Raw genomic sequence first — 15,335 nt, 5'->3', positions numbered from 1 at the left:
GCTTAAAAAAGCCAAAGATAATTTTCAGTTTATCTTTGGCATCTCTAACCAGATTGCAGTAAATGGTGGAGCTATGCGGGATCGAACCGCAGACCTCCTGCGTGCAAGGCAGGCGCTCTCCCAGCTGAGCTATAGCCCCATTTACATGCAGTGCGAGTATCAGATGTCCCAACCCTCAAAGGATTGGTGGGTCAGAGTGGACTTGAACCACCGACCTCACCCTTATCAGGGGTGCGCTCTAACCAGCTGAGCTACAGACCCATCGTTTACTCTATCTTCTATCAAGCAAATCTGTGTGAACACTCAACAAACATCAAGTTAGTCGTATAGGTAAGGAGGTGATCCAGCCCCAGGTTCCCCTAGGGCTACCTTGTTACGACTTCACCCCAGTCATGAACCACAAAGTGGTGAGCGCCCTCCCGAAGGTTAAGCTACCCACTTCTTTTGCAGCCCACTCCCATGGTGTGACGGGCGGTGTGTACAAGGCCCGGGAACGTATTCACCGTGGCATTCTGATCCACGATTACTAGCGATTCCGACTTCATGGAGTCGAGTTGCAGACTCCAATCCGGACTACGACGAGCTTTGTGAGATTAGCTCCACCTCGCGGCTTTGCAACCCTCTGTACTCGCCATTGTAGCACGTGTGTAGCCCTACTCGTAAGGGCCATGATGACTTGACGTCGTCCCCACCTTCCTCCGGTTTATCACCGGCAGTCTCCCTAGAGTTCCCGCCATTACGCGCTGGCAAATAAGGATAGGGGTTGCGCTCGTTGCGGGACTTAACCCAACATTTCACAACACGAGCTGACGACAGCCATGCAGCACCTGTCTCAGAGTTCCCGAAGGCACTAAGCTATCTCTAGCGAATTCTCTGGATGTCAAGAGTAGGTAAGGTTCTTCGCGTTGCATCGAATTAAACCACATGCTCCACCGCTTGTGCGGGCCCCCGTCAATTCATTTGAGTTTTAACCTTGCGGCCGTACTCCCCAGGCGGTCTACTTAATGCGTTAGCTTGAGAGCCCAGTGTTCAAGACACCAAACTCCGAGTAGACATCGTTTACGGCGTGGACTACCAGGGTATCTAATCCTGTTTGCTCCCCACGCTTTCGTGCCTGAGCGTCAGTCTTTGTCCAGGGGGCCGCCTTCGCCACCGGTATTCCTCCAGATCTCTACGCATTTCACCGCTACACCTGGAATTCTACCCCCCTCTACAAGACTCTAGTTTGCCAGTTCGAAATGCAATTCCCAGGTTGAGCCCGGGGCTTTCACATCTCGCTTAACAAACCGCCTGCGCACGCTTTACGCCCAGTAATTCCGATTAACGCTTGGACCCTCCGTATTACCGCGGCTGCTGGCACGGAGTTAGCCGGTCCTTCTTCTGTAGGTAACGTCACAGCTGCAAGGTATTAACTTACAACCTTTCCTCCCTACTGAAAGTGCTTTACAACCCGAAGGCCTTCTTCACACACGCGGCATGGCTGCATCAGGGTTTCCCCCATTGTGCAATATTCCCCACTGCTGCCTCCCGTAGGAGTCTGGGCCGTGTCTCAGTCCCAGTGTGGCTGATCATCCTCTCAGAACAGCTAGGGATCGTCGCCTTGGTGAGCTATTACCTCACCAACTAGCTAATCCCACCTAGGTTCATCCAATCGCGGAAGGCCCGAAGGTCCCCTCCTTTCCCCCGTAGGGCGTATGCGGTATTAGCAGTCGTTTCCAACTGTTATCCCCCACGACTGGGCAGATCCCTAGGCATTACTCACCCGTCCGCCGCTCGCCACCTCAGGAGTAAACTCCCTTGTGCTGCCGCTCGACTTGCATGTGTTAGGCCTGCCGCCAGCGTTCAATCTGAGCCATGATCAAACTCTTCAATTAAAAGTTTTGTGAACCCTAAGGTTCGGCTCAATGAATTCTGATTTGTCGTTTCAACTCGAAAGTCAAAACAAACTGTACATATTGCTATGAACACTCATTCATTGATTTAAATTTTGATTACTCGCCAAACGGCAGAGTAATTTCGATTAACTCAACACCTGTGAGTGTCCACACAGATTTGCTTGATAAATTGTTAAAGAGCGTTGACCATCGCCTTATCGTAAGTGATTTCAGCGGGTCAGGGCTGCGTATTCTACGCATTCCCGTTTTTGCGTCAAGTAGTTTTTGCAACTTTCTTTTCGCTCATCGAGGAGTGAATCACTCGATGAACTGACACTTGAAACTGCGTATCGCTGTCTGCCGTGTCAGTGGATGCGCATTATAGGGAGCTGAACTTTTTGTGCAAGGGCTTTTTTCGCTTCTTTAAATCGTACGTCGATATTTTAAACATCATGTCTATTTTTTATCTCTTTCTGCTTTGTTATTCGATTTAAAAGCGAATTTTTATCTGAGAAATGATAATTCACGCTCAATTTTTCGGCAGCGGTCTAGTGTAAAAGTAAATAATTCATTACCATATGACTTGCTGTTAACAGTTATTTATCATTTTCTATTTCATTCAGAGAGCATTTATATGCAAAAGTCATTTCTTATTGTTTTGGTTATTGCCATTCTCGGCGCAATCGCGCTATCTCAATTTGCAACTACATTACCTGCGTACATCGCTTTTGTTGCTGGCGTTATCATTACTACTCTCGTTTTTAAATTTGTCCCAGAGACAAACCAAGCTCAAGGTGCAGATGAGCAATATGTTGGCCCGACCATGACACTCTATGTAGGCAACTTGCCTTATCGTGTCCATGAGGGTGAAGTGAAGGTTCTGTTTGGTGAGTTCGGCCCCGTCAACTCAGTACGTTTAGTACGTGATCGTAAAACGGGTCGTCGTAAAGGGTTTGGCTTTGTGGAAATGTCCGAGGCGGGAGCTCAAAAGGCGATGGTCAAGTTGAACGATTTCAACTTCCAAGAAAGAACCTTAAAGGTTAGAGAAGCGAAGACTCAAGATTCGGAAGCTGCCGACCGTACAGGTACCGATGAATAATCCGCGTTAATTTATCCGTTTGAGTTGATTGTGGTGATTCGCTCTAGGGTTGAAAAGCCACAATCGACTAACGTGGTCGCTAATCCCTCACTGATTTCTGCTTTAGTATAAAACGCCTGCATAAGTAAATTACTGTGCGCGTCTTCTTCCTGAACTTGCTCATCACTCTTAGTCTCAGCCAACAAGGTTTTGACTCGCTTGGCGATAGCCTCTCCAGAATCGAGCAAGGTGACACCTTGGCCTAATACCTGTTGCAGTTCATCACGCAGCATGGGGAAGTGAGTACATCCAAGCACCAAAACATCTAAGTCCGCTTCGACTATTGGTGATAGCACCTGTGTTAACCGCACCATATCTAATTGGCCGGTAGCAATCTTCTGTTCGGCCATTAGCACTAATTCGGAAGATCCGAACAGCTCAACGTGGCAATCATCGGCAAATTGGCTAATGAGTTCGTAGGTATAGTGACGCTTGACCGTACCAGGAGTGGCCAGCAAACCAATACGCTTACTTTTAGATAACTGCGCCGCGGGTTTAATGGCGGGGACAACGCCCACCACAGGAATAGATAGAGTGGCACGCAGCGCGGGCAGCACAACAGTACTCGCGGTATTGCAAGCTACGACAACAATGGCAGCGTGGGTACGCTCGACAACTTGGTCGATGAGCGCAACACAACCCGAGATAAGTTCCTGCTCTTCCAATTCGCCATAGGGCAATCTGGCATTATCGAATAAATAGCAGTAATCGTGATGTGGGAGCAGTTTGCGAATTTCGGCCAATACGGATAGACCGCCGATGCCAGAATCGAATACTAATATTGGTTGCGACAAGCCCGTCTCCAGTTAATTCGTTGCCCCATGCGCGGGCGGATTTTCCCACAGCTTTGCTCAAACCGCAAAACCAAGATGCTGGACATTCGTGTCACCTAGTATAAAATTTGCGCCCCAATTTACAGCCACGGTGAATCGACAATGAACTTAGCAGCAATGGATCCCACGACCTATGATGCGCAACTAACGGCAAAGCGTATCAAGCTAGAGCAAGCCTTTGCCCAATTTGAGACACCGAGTGTTGAAGTGTTTGCCTCAGAACCTGCCCACTATCGGATGCGCGCCGAGTTTCGCGTATGGCACGAGGGCGACGATTTATACTATTACATGTTCGATAAAGTATTGAACGACAAAGTTCGTTGCGATCAATACTTACCCGCGAGTGCCTTAATCAATCAGATGATGGCGGCTCTGATCACCGAGTTAAAACCGAACCACAGCCTACGCCATAAACTCTTCCAAGTTGATTTTTTATCAACGCTCAGTGGTGAGATTTTAGTGTCACTGCTGTATCACAGACAGCTTGATGATCAATGGCGCAGCGAAGCCGCTGCACTTAAAGCCAGATTGAGTAGCCAATTTAAGGTCAATATCATTGGCCGTGCGCGCAAACAGAAAATCGATTTAGATAAAGACTTCGTGGTTGAGTCACTGCAAGTGAATGACAAAGTTTTCCATTACAAACAAATCGAAAACAGCTTTACCCAGCCAAATGCCAAAGTGGCTATCAAGATGCTGGAGTGGGCTATCGACGTGACTCAAAATAGCCAAGGGGATTTACTGGAGCTTTACTGTGGTAATGGCAACTTCTCCATCGCGCTGGCACAAAACTTTAATCGCGTGCTCGCAACCGAGTTGGCTAAACCTTCAGTCGATGCTGCCCAGTACAATATCGAAGTCAACAATATCGATAATCTGCAGATTATCCGTATGTCGGCGGAAGAATTTAGCGATGCGATGGCGAAAAAGCGCAGCTTTAGACGCTTAGAAGGCATAGATCTGGATAGCTATGTCTGCAACACCATTTTTGTCGACCCACCACGAGCAGGTATCGACCCTGCCACGTTGGAGTTAGTGCGAGGTTATGAGCGGATCCTGTATATCTCTTGTAATCCCGACACCTTGAAAGACAATTTGCAGCAATTAAATCAGACTCATAAAGTCACCCGTTTTGCCCTGTTTGATCAGTTCCCTTATACCGATCATATGGAAACAGGTGTACTGCTTGAGCGTCGTTAAGCGACTCTATGTACCTAAAAATAAAGGAGCCAATGGCTCCTTTATTTTTGGGTTAAATCACAATTTCACTTAACGATGCTCAACCTTATGTTGTAAGGCTTCGGCGCCCTTCGCCACCATACGTAATTGCATCACCAGTTGATCGGCAAGCACTTTACGATCGGCACGCTTCATATCCAGTGCCGACGCTCCGGCGTTAAACACTAAGGTCACGAGCGCTTCTGCCTGTGCTCTGGCCAGTATAGGCGTGCGGCCCGCCGTCGCTTCGGTGTAATGGGCCAGTTCAGAGATAAAATGTTCAATCTCACGGGCTACCGCCGCGCGGAAGGCCGCCGAAGTCCCTGAACGCTCATGTAATAAGATTCTGAAAACGTTTGGATTAGAATCAAGTACTTCCATAAAGGTATCCACAGAAATGCGGATCACACTGCCCCCGGCTTCGGCACGTTGTCGCCCCTTTCGCATCATCTGTCTTAGGGTGAGCCCGCCTTCGTCGACCATGGTCAACCCAAGCTCATTCATATCCTTAAAATGACGATAAAAGGATGTGGGCGCAATGTTGGCTTCCCTCGCCACCTCACGCAAGCTTAAGCTAGAGAAACTTCGCTCAGCACTGAGCTGGTTAAACGCCGCATCGACTAATGCCCGCCGAGTTTTCTCTTTTTGCTGTGCACGAATACCCATTATTCAATCCGCTAACTGAATGTAATGACGCGATAATACCGCTTTTGCGTCTGAAACACAGCCCCATCCACCTTGACCAAACAAGATTGCTAGGCTAAATTAGCTTACAGTTGTACGCTCAAATGCGGATATTGGAAACTATAATGAATAAACCCCCTATCATCTGGCTAAATGTCATCCTCTTTAGCCTCACCTTCCTCAGTGCAGTTATCCTCGTTCCTTGGTATGGCCTAACCCACGGTTATGGCGCCAGCGAATGGATTGCTTTTGTGGTGTTAGCCTTTGCAAGTGGTCTGTCGATCACAGCGGGTTACCATAGACTCTGGTCGCACAAGGCCTATAAAGCTCACCCTGCGGTACGTTTCCTCTACGCGCTTGGCGGTGCATTAGCATTACAAAACAGTGCATTACATTGGGCATCCGATCATCGCGTGCACCATAAGCATGTCGATGACAATGATAAAGATCCCTACTCGGCTAACATGGGTTTCTGGTACAGCCATATCGGTTGGATGCTGCGCGAATACCAAGCTCAACGTTACCATGACTACCAAAACGTGCGTGATTTGCAGAACGACCGAATCGTGATGTGGCAACACAAGCACTATCTCGCCCTCGTGATTCTGATGAATATTGGTCTGCCCGCGCTACTTGGCTGGTTCACTGGCAATATCGCTGGCATGTTGCTGATGGCGGGATTACTGCGCTTAGTCGTTGTGCATCACTGCACGTTCTTTATCAATTCCCTCGCCCACGTGTGGGGCAGCCAACCCTATACCGATAAAAACACCGCCCGTGACAACGGTTTTCTGGCGATGTTGACCTACGGTGAGGGTTACCATAATTTCCACCATATCTTCGAAAACGATTACCGTAACGGTATTAAGTGGTGGCATTACGATCCGACTAAGTGGTTGATTAAGGGTTTATCTTGGGTTGGCTTAGCCAAAGACCTACGCACCAGTCCACAGGAACGAATTGAGAGCGCACGCCTGCAGATGCAACTGCTGCATGCCAAAAATAAAGTGGTCCATCTGCCCAATGCCGATGAAGTGATTGAGAAAATCCAACAGGAATACGAGTTAATGAAGGAGCATTTACTCGAATACTATCAGGCAAAAAAGGCACTGTTAGACGCCAAGCGTAAACAACTGGTCGATCAACAGTTGTTACTGCAAGTCGAAGAATTGAAGACACGATTCCTCACTCAGCAAAAAAGCTGGAAGAGCCTCACGGCAAGTTATAGCTAGACCACAATTCTCGGTAAAAATCATACGGCCGCCTTGCATGGTGGCCGTATCCTATTATGATGATGCCTCAATCACTTTTTACAGGATGTAGGGCTCATGTCGAATTCCGCTGTATCTTCCGCCGATAGCATTAAACTCACAGAATATAGTCATGGTGCCGGCTGCGGCTGTAAAATTTCCCCTAAAGTACTGACTACGATTCTTGCCTCGCAGCTGCCTGTATTTACCGATCCTAACCTGTTGGTTGGCAATCAAAGCCGTGATGATGCAGCCGTTTATAAGCTCAACGATGAAATCGGCATTATCAGCACTACCGACTTTTTTATGCCTATCGTAGATGATCCCTTTACCTTTGGCCGTATCGCCGCCACCAATGCCATTAGTGATATCTATGCCATGGGTGGCACGCCCATGATGGCGATTGCGATTCTAGGCTGGCCAGTGAACAAACTCCCCGCCGAGATTGCACAGCAAGTGGTTGATGGCGGCCGTCAAGCCTGTATGGAAGCTGGGATAATGTTAGCCGGTGGTCACAGTATCGATGCGCCTGAGCCAATCTTTGGCCTTGCGGTCACAGGGCAAATCGCCCTCACAGATTTAAAACAAAACGATACCGCAAAAGCGGACGATCGCTTGTATCTCACTAAACCTATCGGTATTGGCATTCTCACCACGGCACAAAAGCAGAAGAAGCTCAAAGATGAAGATAGCCAAATTGCAGTAAATGCCATGTGCCAGCTCAATAGCATAGGCGCCAAAATCGCTAAGATTAAAGGCGTGAACGCCCTCACCGATGTCACAGGTTTTGGGCTTGCAGGCCATCTACTGGAAGTATGCCAAGGCGCTAAGCTCACCGCTAAACTTAATCTGGATGCCGTGCCACTCTTACCGCGCGCCCTCGACTATCTAGCGCAAGGCTGTATTCCCGGTGGCACCCATCGTAACTACGACAGTTATGGCGAACACTTACCCACACTTACCGATCATCAAAAAGCCATTTTGTGTGACCCACAAACCAGTGGTGGCTTGCTAGTGGCAGTGTCGAGTGAGGCCGAAGCGGAACTGGTGGCGCTACTTAATGCCCATCAAATTGAGCCTATCTGTATTGGCTCGCTAGAAACGCCCACCTCCACCGCCAATGTGGTGCTGTGTTAATGACAACTAAGCTCATCCCCGCCCAGCAATATCACGATATCTTTATCGCTGGGCAGCCATTAATCGACTTAAGGGCGCCAATCGAGTTTGACCGCGGCGCTTTTCCTTCCTCGGTAAATCTGCCGTTAATGGTTGATAAGGAAAGGGAAAAGGTCGGCACTTGCTACAAAGCGCAAGGACAGCAAGCCGCGATAGCCTTGGGCCATTCCCTCGTGCATGGCGTGGTAAAACAGCAGCGTATTGATGCTTGGTTAAACTTTTTATCTGCAAACCCAGAAGCTTATCTTTACTGCTTTCGCGGCGGGCTACGCTCACAATTAACTCAGCAATGGCTGCAAGAGGCAGGCGTTACCGCGCCTTATGTACAGGGCGGCTACAAAGGCATGCGCCAATATTTAATTGGTGTCATTGAGACGGCGCCAAGTCAGCAACCTTTGCTAAGCCTGAGCGGTATGACGGGAAGCGGTAAAACCGATTTTTTAAGACTGCGTAAAGAAGCAATCGATCTCGAAGGCATTGCCAATCACAGAGGCTCGAGCTTTGGTAAAAACATCGACCCACAACCGACACAAATTAACTTTGAAAATCAGCTCGCCATTGCCCTGCTTCGGCATCAATTAGGCAATCACGCCTGTTTGTTGCTCGAGGATGAAAGCTTTTTGATTGGCCGCTCGGCGCTGCCGCAAAGCTTTTATAGCGCAATGCAGACGGCCGATATTGTGGTACTCGAAGAAGACGATGACATCAGGCTAACTCGTTTACTCGATGAATACGTTCATAAAATGCATCTAGGATTTAGCGAACGTCTCGGCTTAGAGGCAGGTTTCGAAGCCTTTAGCCACTACCTATTACAGAGTCTTGGCAGCATTCGCAAACGTCTTGGCGGTAAGCAATATCAAGAGTTGCAAGACATGATGCAACAAGCACTGTCGCAGCAACTCAATCAAAACCAAACCTCACAACATATGGCCTGGATAAGCCTGCTACTGCACAAGTATTACGACCCCATGTACGAATACCAATTGCAAAAGAAAGCCGGCAATATTCTGTTTAGGGGAAGTCACCAAGCCATGCATGAGTGGCTGGATAACTATTAATAAAAATAGAAAATACACCGCCGCACAATGGCGTACAGCGGTGCTTTTCCTGCAAAACTAATACGTTGAAATAGTGATATCTTCGTAGTCGTAATTGTCAAATTTAGTCGAACGTATAGAATTAGTGCTGCGGCTAGACTTACTCAGCTCAGAGCGTAAATCATATAAATCAGCCATACCACTATAACCCCATACATAGAAACTCATCGATGTCATCGACGAATCATCAAAGGCCGCTTGTAGGTGCGCAGGCAAATCTAAATCAGGAATAGAACCCTTCAGCGGGCCTGAAATAGACCAGTAATCATTGCTTTGCGATAAGGTTACCTGCACCCCTTGCATACGATTAGCGTTGAAACTGAAGTCATAATTTGTACTTCCTGCATTACCAATTGTACTCATTAAGCGTGTAACTTCACTTAGCATTAGATTTTCATTTAATGGTAAATTTAAGCTTAAGTTATTTGAAACATCTGCAACGGCTCTCCGAGTTAATCCGACATAACTCATAGTTCCAATATCATTTCCACCGAGATCGATTTGTTGTGATGCAGACACGAGATTGCGATTAAAAAGCTCGGGGAATAGCTGAACTTCTCTTGTAGGCCATGAAATCCAATTTTGTCGACCGTATTCTGTTTCAGAATAACTACGTAAAAAATAGTTACTGCTATTCACATCTACATTGAGCAAAGTACCCTCATGACTCGCCCCTTCAAACATACTGCTTGAAAGTGAAATAACTTGCGATAAATCAAGCTCATTGGGATCTATACTAGCTGCATAAGCAGCAATACCACCCTGCTTAGGAATTAATATAAAGTTCACCGGCGCGAATTTATTGTCACGCTTACACACATGCAATGGATTATTGGTGAGCGCTGGATTGATATAAGCATTATTACCATAAAGATAGTAGTTACTATAAACAGTAGCTATCTCGCTTGTATCTAAATTGACATCACTACAGTCACAACCATTATTTAAATTTTCATCGGTAAATCGATATATACCATAATCACTGGCTTTAGCATTTAAATCTGTCTGGATCCGCCAAGAAGAGCTACCATTCACAAACTCTTGTGCCGCGACCGTTAAATGTGATGCTTCACTAGACCAAGGGACATCGACATGTCCCTGCGCATCACTCTTATAAGAGTTCAAAATACTACCGTCACGTCGATGAACAATCACATCAACACCTGCTTTCTTTTCTCTTATATTACACATTGACGCTGTGCTCTCGACATCCATTGTGAGTCGAGGTGATGTAGGATTTCCTCCATCGGAGTCATCTGAGTTTGAATCACCAGACCCTCCACACCCACTTAGCACAAGTACCAAAGCGCCTATATAGCATCCCTTTTTCATGACCAAACTCCAACATTTAAATTGTTATCTATATGTAACTTTTTTAACTGAAGGATTACACCATATCTCAATTTCGTAAAGCAAGTAGGTTTACAACTTGCTGCCGTAGATTTGCGCGACTAGTGGACGCTCCCAGAATAGGGCCATCAATATCCACCGATACCTTGGACCAGAAGCGTTTCGGCATAGTAGTCAATGCATGGCCATCTTTATGACTAAAGTAAGAACCCCACAGTCCATTGAGCGCCATAGGGATCACCGGCACGGGATCGCGAGCGAGGATTTTATCTATACCGGGGCGAAACTCGCCGAGTTCACCATCGGGGGTTAAACGACCTTCGGGGAAAATACACACCAATTCGCCATCCGCTAACGCCTCATGAATCGATTCAAAGGCTTGATTGTAAGTTGCCTCACTCTGACGCGGCGAACAAATCGGGATTACTCCTGCATGGCGGAACAGGTATTTCAGCACTGGGATTTCACTGATAGATTTATCCATCACGAAACGAATCGGCCGGGTCGAGGCTCCCATAATGATCAACGCATCCACATAGCTCACATGGTTACAGACTATGATGCCAGCGCCTTCTTTAGGGATCTTTTCTCGCCCAGTCACAGTCACCCGATACATCACATGGCTGAGTAAGTAACTGATAAATCGTTGTGTAAACTCAGGCACCTGCGAATACACGTAAAGCGCAACCACAAAGTTCATCACCGCCAGCAGCAGGAACAACTGTGGAATACTCCAGCCCACCACTCCAAGCAGCAGCATAGACAACAGCGCCGACGCCACCATAAAGAGCGAGTTCATAATGTTATTCGCGGCAATCGCTTGCGCACACTCTCCCTTAGCGGAGCGCGCTTGAATAAAGGCATACAGAGGCACAATAAACAGACCACCGCTGACACCAATCATAAAGAAGTCCAACATCACTCGATAATGCTTCGGCTCGGCAATAAAGGAGTGTAAGCCATAAACAAACTGCGCATCCGCTGGTGCTGGCGGAATCGCCCAAAGTAAGTCCACACCAAACACAGTTAACCCGAGCACCCCAAAGGGCAGCAAACCTAACTCCACATGGCCAAAGGAAAAACGCTCACAGACAAAGGAGCCCACCGCAATCCCGATAGAGAACATCCCCAGTAGAAGCGACACCACAGTCGCGCCAGAGTGCAGGTGCAGCTTGGCAAAGTTAGGGAACTGGGTCAGATATGTGGCACCCAAAAACCAGAACCAGCTAATGGCGAGGATGGCCATCCAAATCGAAGGCGTTTGACGTGCCTTCTTTATGGTGCGCCAAGTGCCTGATAATGGGCGAAATTGGATTTTCTCTACTGTGCCCTGCGGCGGTAAAGCTGGGATCGCGCGGCTAGATAAATACCCCGCCAAGGCAAGGCTCGCGACCGTGATGGCCGACCATAGGGTGGCATTGTTTTCAGACACCAAAATCCCAGCACTCAAGGTACCAATCAAGATAGACAAAAACGTCCCCATCTCAACCCAGGCATTGCCCGCCACTAACTCATCCTCTTTTAAGGCTTGAGGTAGGAGGGAATACTTGACCGGGCCAAAATAGGCTGACTGACTACCGGTTAAAAACAGCAGTAATAACATCATCATGTAATTTTCGCTCACGATGGCCGCGGCGGCGCTGAACATAATGATGACTTCGAGCAGTTTTAAGCGACGGATAAGTTTGGCCTTATCCATATTGTCGGCCACCACGCCTGCATGGGCCGAAAATAGGAAAAACGGCAGGATAAAGACCCCTGCAGCCAAATTGACAAACATGTCGACACTAATAGGTAAGTCGTTGACTTGACTGAAGGTAACCAGCAGCAACAACACATTTTTATAGATATTGTCGTTAAGTGCCCCAAGGCATTGGGTAGCAAAATACGGTAAAAAACGTTTTGTTAGCAGCATGACTCTTCCCTCTGATAACCCATTCCCTGTAAATACCCTGTCACATGACTCTCTAACAAAGCGGGTAAAGATGCCGTATCGGCAAACAATTTATTATCCAGTGATAAGGCAGTGAGGCCGTGGATGCCGCCCCAGAGTACTCGGCTCATTTGGAGTTGCTGCTCAGCAGTTTTATGGGGGAACAACAGGGCTAACTCACGTTCAATTAACCTGAATAAACCTGCGATAAGCTGGCCTTGGGATTCGGGCAAAGGTTCTGAGTCGAGTAGCTGCAGTTCAAATACCAACTTAAAACATTGGCGCTGTGCATGGGCAAACTCAGCGTATTTTTGCGCCATGCTAATGATTTGATTGCGACTATTCTCAGCATTTACCTCGGAGAGCTCATGCATCAGTGCCTGCAACGTTGCCTCAGAAACGGCTAATAGAAGGTAGTTATAGCTACCAAAGATATTGATTAAGGTACTCGGCACATAGCCAATCTGGCTAGCAATCTTGCGCAAACTCAGCTCCTGTGTCCCTTGCTGTTGCAGCAGCGCCATTGCCGCTTCTATTGCCATAGCACGAATCTCATCATGACTATGTTCTTTGCGTCTCGCCATAGGTCTCACTCCCTGTTGAATGCAGTGAGATTAACAGCCTAAAAAATAAAAAAACAACGTTCAAAATAAGTTTATTTTGCGTACAGCATGAAATAAAAGGCATAAAAATGAGGGAAGAAGGGCTAACTTTGAGGTAATCGCTCGATGGGAACCTTGGAAGGAATTTAACTTTCAACGCATAAAAAATGGCGCCCTCAATCGAGGGCGCCATTTCGAGGTTGAACTTTTACCTAGCAGCAGTGATAACTCATCACGACTCTATCGGCCCCGGCGCCAAAATAGTCCGCTTCGAAGGCGGTATCGACAAATCCTAAACGCTGATATAAACCATGGGCAGGATTATGGGGATCGACGGTTAAATCCACCCGCTTAACCTGAGACGGTAGTTGGGTTAAACATTGCTGGATTAATTGTTTACCAATACCTTGGCCGCGGGCTTGCTCACTCACTGCTACGGAGAGAATCCACATACAGGCAGGGTCGCTACTTTGAGCGCAGAGCAAATAGCCTAACAGCTCCCCGCCATCATCTACGGCAACCAGAAACTGCTCAGGCCAACAATCAAATCCCTGACGGAAGAAAAAGTCGGGATAACAATGATCGCCAAAGATAGCCTGTTCGAGTTGAAAAACATCGGCTAACTCTGACTTTAATACTGGACGAATCGACTGCATGTAAAACTATTCACCAATTAAAATTTTATCCCACTCTAAATTGGGCGCACCAACAACAATAAAGTTAGGATTTTCAAGCGTCTCACGCTCGTTGTAGGTTAAAGGTTGCAGCTCGGTATCCATGAGCTGGCCACCCGCTTCCTCAATAATGATCTGCGCGGCACCGGTGTCCCACTCCCCCGTTGGCCCGACTCGCACATAGCAATCGGCGCGCCCTTCGGCAACCAGACAACTCTTCAGGGCCGCACCGCCCATGACCACCAACTCACAATGCTTAGGCTGATTGAACAGGGTCAACACGGATTGGGGATCCTGACGACGACTCACAGCTAACCTAAGAGAAACTTGCTCACGATGCTGAATTTGCCGACTACTGATACGCACTTCCTGCTTATCGGTGCGTTTATAGGCGCCTAAGCCCGCAATGGCGTAATAACACACCTGCGTCATCGGCACATACACAACACCCATTACCGGACGATTGTGCTCCACCAGCGCGATGATCACCGAAAAGTCACCACTGCCCGCAATAAACTCCCCCGTGCCATCGAGAGGATCGACTAACCAATAACGTTTCCAGCCTTCGCGCACGCTTAGGGGAATATCGGCAGCCTCTTCGGACAGGATAGGAATATCGGGTGTCAATGCGGCTAAGCGCTCACAAATCAGCTGATTCGCCGCTAGGTCCGCCGAGGTGACAGGGGTATTATCAGACTTGGTTTCTCGTTCAAAATTACCCTTGAGGTAAATCTCACGAATAGTGCGACCCGCATCCGTTGCTATCGCAATCACCTCGTCGATTAACTCTTCTGGCTTCATAACCACTCCAATCGCAAACTTCGCGAATGATTTACAAGCACTCAGTTGCTGAACGCTTTAACGAAAAAGATTATTTAAGTTGTAGGTGTTTCTGCGCTAAAAACAATGCGCTCACACTACGAGATTCGGAAAAATCGCTATTATCGAGTAACGCTTCCCACTCGGCCAACGCCCAAGGCACTACATCTATGGGTTCAGGCTCATCGCCTTCTAGGCGGCTTTCATATAGATCTTCTGCGATGAAAATTTGCATCTTGCTAGAGAAATAACCCGGCGCAAGACTAAGTTCTTTCAACAGTGTCAGTTTACGCGCCCCAAAACCGATCTCTTCCTGTAATTCTCGATTGGCCGCCTCGATAGCTTGCTCACCAGGGTCGATTAATCCCTTAGGAAAACCTAGCTCGTAATTATCTGTTCCAGCGGCATATTCACGGGCTAACAGCATGTTGCCTTGATGAATGGGTACCACCATCACAGCGCCTCGGCTACCCCCCTTCATCCGCTCATACTGGCGCTCGACACCGTTGGAGAATTTAAGATGAACCTGTTCAATTTGAAACAAGCGGCTCTTAGCGACAACTTCGGTATGTAAGATTTCCGGCTTATGGTGCCGCTGCGACATAACTGCCCCTGGATAAAAATAGCAACAAACTAACTAGGATAAGTGACAATCTTACTATCCTGTCTTTAATCTACAACCTGAAT

The 15,335-nt window shown here is 47.7% G+C and carries 13 protein-coding genes, 2 tRNA genes and 1 rRNA gene; 5 read left to right on the top strand and 11 right to left on the bottom strand.

Annotation, left to right across the window (positions count from 1 at the left end):
• Positions 1 to 63: 63 nt before the first annotated feature.
• From SHEWANA3_RS00960 to SHEWANA3_RS00950, 3 genes are all read right to left on the bottom strand, one after another.
• Positions 64 to 139: transfer RNA gene (locus tag SHEWANA3_RS00960), tRNA-Ala, on the bottom strand.
• Positions 140 to 184: 45 nt separating this feature from the next.
• A tRNA-Ile gene (locus SHEWANA3_RS00955) sits at positions 185 to 261 on the bottom strand.
• Between the two features lie 70 nt (positions 262 to 331).
• Positions 332 to 1,874: ribosomal RNA gene (locus SHEWANA3_RS00950) — 16S ribosomal RNA — on the bottom strand.
• A gap of 634 nt (positions 1,875 to 2,508) precedes the next feature.
• Here SHEWANA3_RS00950 and SHEWANA3_RS00945 point away from each other — a divergent pair.
• Complete coding sequence (locus tag SHEWANA3_RS00945) at positions 2,509 to 2,973, top strand: RNA-binding protein (RefSeq protein ID WP_011715450.1); 465 nt, start codon at positions 2,509 to 2,511, stop codon at positions 2,971 to 2,973.
• Between the two features lie 11 nt (positions 2,974 to 2,984).
• On the opposite strand, the gene murI is transcribed toward SHEWANA3_RS00945, so the two are convergent.
• Positions 2,985 to 3,806 (bottom strand): glutamate racemase, encoded by an 822-nt coding sequence (murI, locus tag SHEWANA3_RS00940; RefSeq protein ID WP_011715449.1) that lies wholly within the window; start codon positions 3,804 to 3,806, stop codon positions 2,985 to 2,987.
• A 141-nt stretch (positions 3,807 to 3,947) separates the two neighbouring features.
• Here murI and trmA point away from each other — a divergent pair, with 141 nt between their 5' ends.
• Positions 3,948 to 5,045 carry a tRNA (uridine(54)-C5)-methyltransferase TrmA gene (gene trmA, locus SHEWANA3_RS00935; protein WP_011715448.1) on the top strand — a complete coding sequence of 366 codons (1,098 nt, stop codon included), beginning with the start codon at positions 3,948 to 3,950 and terminating at the stop codon, positions 5,043 to 5,045.
• Positions 5,046 to 5,114: 69 nt separating this feature from the next.
• On the opposite strand, the gene fabR is transcribed toward trmA, so the two are convergent.
• A complete protein-coding gene (gene fabR / locus SHEWANA3_RS00930) occupies positions 5,115 to 5,729 on the bottom strand; it encodes an HTH-type transcriptional repressor FabR (protein ID WP_011715447.1) in 615 nt (204 codons plus the stop codon).
• Between the two features lie 143 nt (positions 5,730 to 5,872).
• Between fabR and SHEWANA3_RS00925 the strand changes: the two genes are divergently transcribed.
• The 3 genes from SHEWANA3_RS00925 to mnmH all read left to right on the top strand — a co-directional run bounded on the left by SHEWANA3_RS00925 (position 5,873) and on the right by mnmH (position 9,231).
• Positions 5,873 to 6,979 (top strand): fatty acid desaturase, encoded by a 1,107-nt coding sequence (locus tag SHEWANA3_RS00925; protein WP_041412484.1) that lies wholly within the window; start codon positions 5,873 to 5,875, stop codon positions 6,977 to 6,979.
• A gap of 96 nt (positions 6,980 to 7,075) precedes the next feature.
• Positions 7,076 to 8,134 carry a selenide, water dikinase SelD gene (gene selD, locus SHEWANA3_RS00920; protein ID WP_011715445.1) on the top strand — a complete coding sequence of 353 codons (1,059 nt, stop codon included), beginning with the start codon at positions 7,076 to 7,078 and terminating at the stop codon, positions 8,132 to 8,134.
• Positions 8,134 to 9,231 carry a tRNA 2-selenouridine(34) synthase MnmH gene (mnmH, locus tag SHEWANA3_RS00915; protein WP_011715444.1) on the top strand — a complete coding sequence of 366 codons (1,098 nt, stop codon included), beginning with the start codon at positions 8,134 to 8,136 and terminating at the stop codon, positions 9,229 to 9,231. Before selD ends, mnmH begins: the two co-directional genes overlap by 1 nt.
• 57 nt (positions 9,232 to 9,288) lie before the next feature.
• On the opposite strand, the gene SHEWANA3_RS00910 is transcribed toward mnmH, so the two are convergent.
• From SHEWANA3_RS00910 to nudE, 6 genes are all read right to left on the bottom strand, one after another.
• Positions 9,289 to 10,602, bottom strand: coding sequence for a hypothetical protein (locus SHEWANA3_RS00910; RefSeq protein ID WP_011715443.1), 1,314 nt, complete (start codon positions 10,600 to 10,602; stop codon positions 9,289 to 9,291).
• Between the two features lie 67 nt (positions 10,603 to 10,669).
• Entirely contained in the window at positions 10,670 to 12,535 is a 1,866-nt protein-coding gene (locus SHEWANA3_RS00905; RefSeq protein ID WP_011715442.1) for an MFS transporter, read from the bottom strand.
• The gene (locus SHEWANA3_RS00900) at positions 12,526 to 13,137 is read right to left on the bottom strand and encodes a TetR/AcrR family transcriptional regulator (RefSeq protein ID WP_011715441.1); all 612 of its coding nucleotides are present in this window, start codon (positions 13,135 to 13,137) and stop codon (positions 12,526 to 12,528) included. Before SHEWANA3_RS00900 ends, SHEWANA3_RS00905 begins: the two co-directional genes overlap by 10 nt.
• A 230-nt stretch (positions 13,138 to 13,367) precedes the next feature.
• Complete coding sequence (locus SHEWANA3_RS00895) at positions 13,368 to 13,811, bottom strand: N-acetyltransferase (protein ID WP_011715440.1); 444 nt, start codon at positions 13,809 to 13,811, stop codon at positions 13,368 to 13,370.
• A gap of 6 nt (positions 13,812 to 13,817) precedes the next feature.
• Positions 13,818 to 14,630: a 3'(2'),5'-bisphosphate nucleotidase CysQ gene (cysQ, locus tag SHEWANA3_RS00890; RefSeq protein WP_011715439.1), complete on the bottom strand. Its 813-nt coding sequence runs from the start codon at positions 14,628 to 14,630 to the stop codon at positions 13,818 to 13,820.
• 70 nt (positions 14,631 to 14,700) lie between these two features.
• Positions 14,701 to 15,252, bottom strand: a complete 552-nt coding sequence (nudE, locus tag SHEWANA3_RS00885) for an ADP compounds hydrolase NudE (protein ID WP_011621002.1) — start codon at positions 15,250 to 15,252, stop codon at positions 14,701 to 14,703.
• Positions 15,253 to 15,335: the final 83 nt, after the last annotated feature.

It is taken from the genome of Shewanella sp. ANA-3, from assembly GCF_000203935.1.
GTDB lineage: Bacteria > Pseudomonadota > Gammaproteobacteria > Enterobacterales > Shewanellaceae > Shewanella.
The sequence above is the reverse complement of the archived record's forward strand: the minus strand, read 5'-3'. Positions and strand labels throughout refer to the sequence as shown.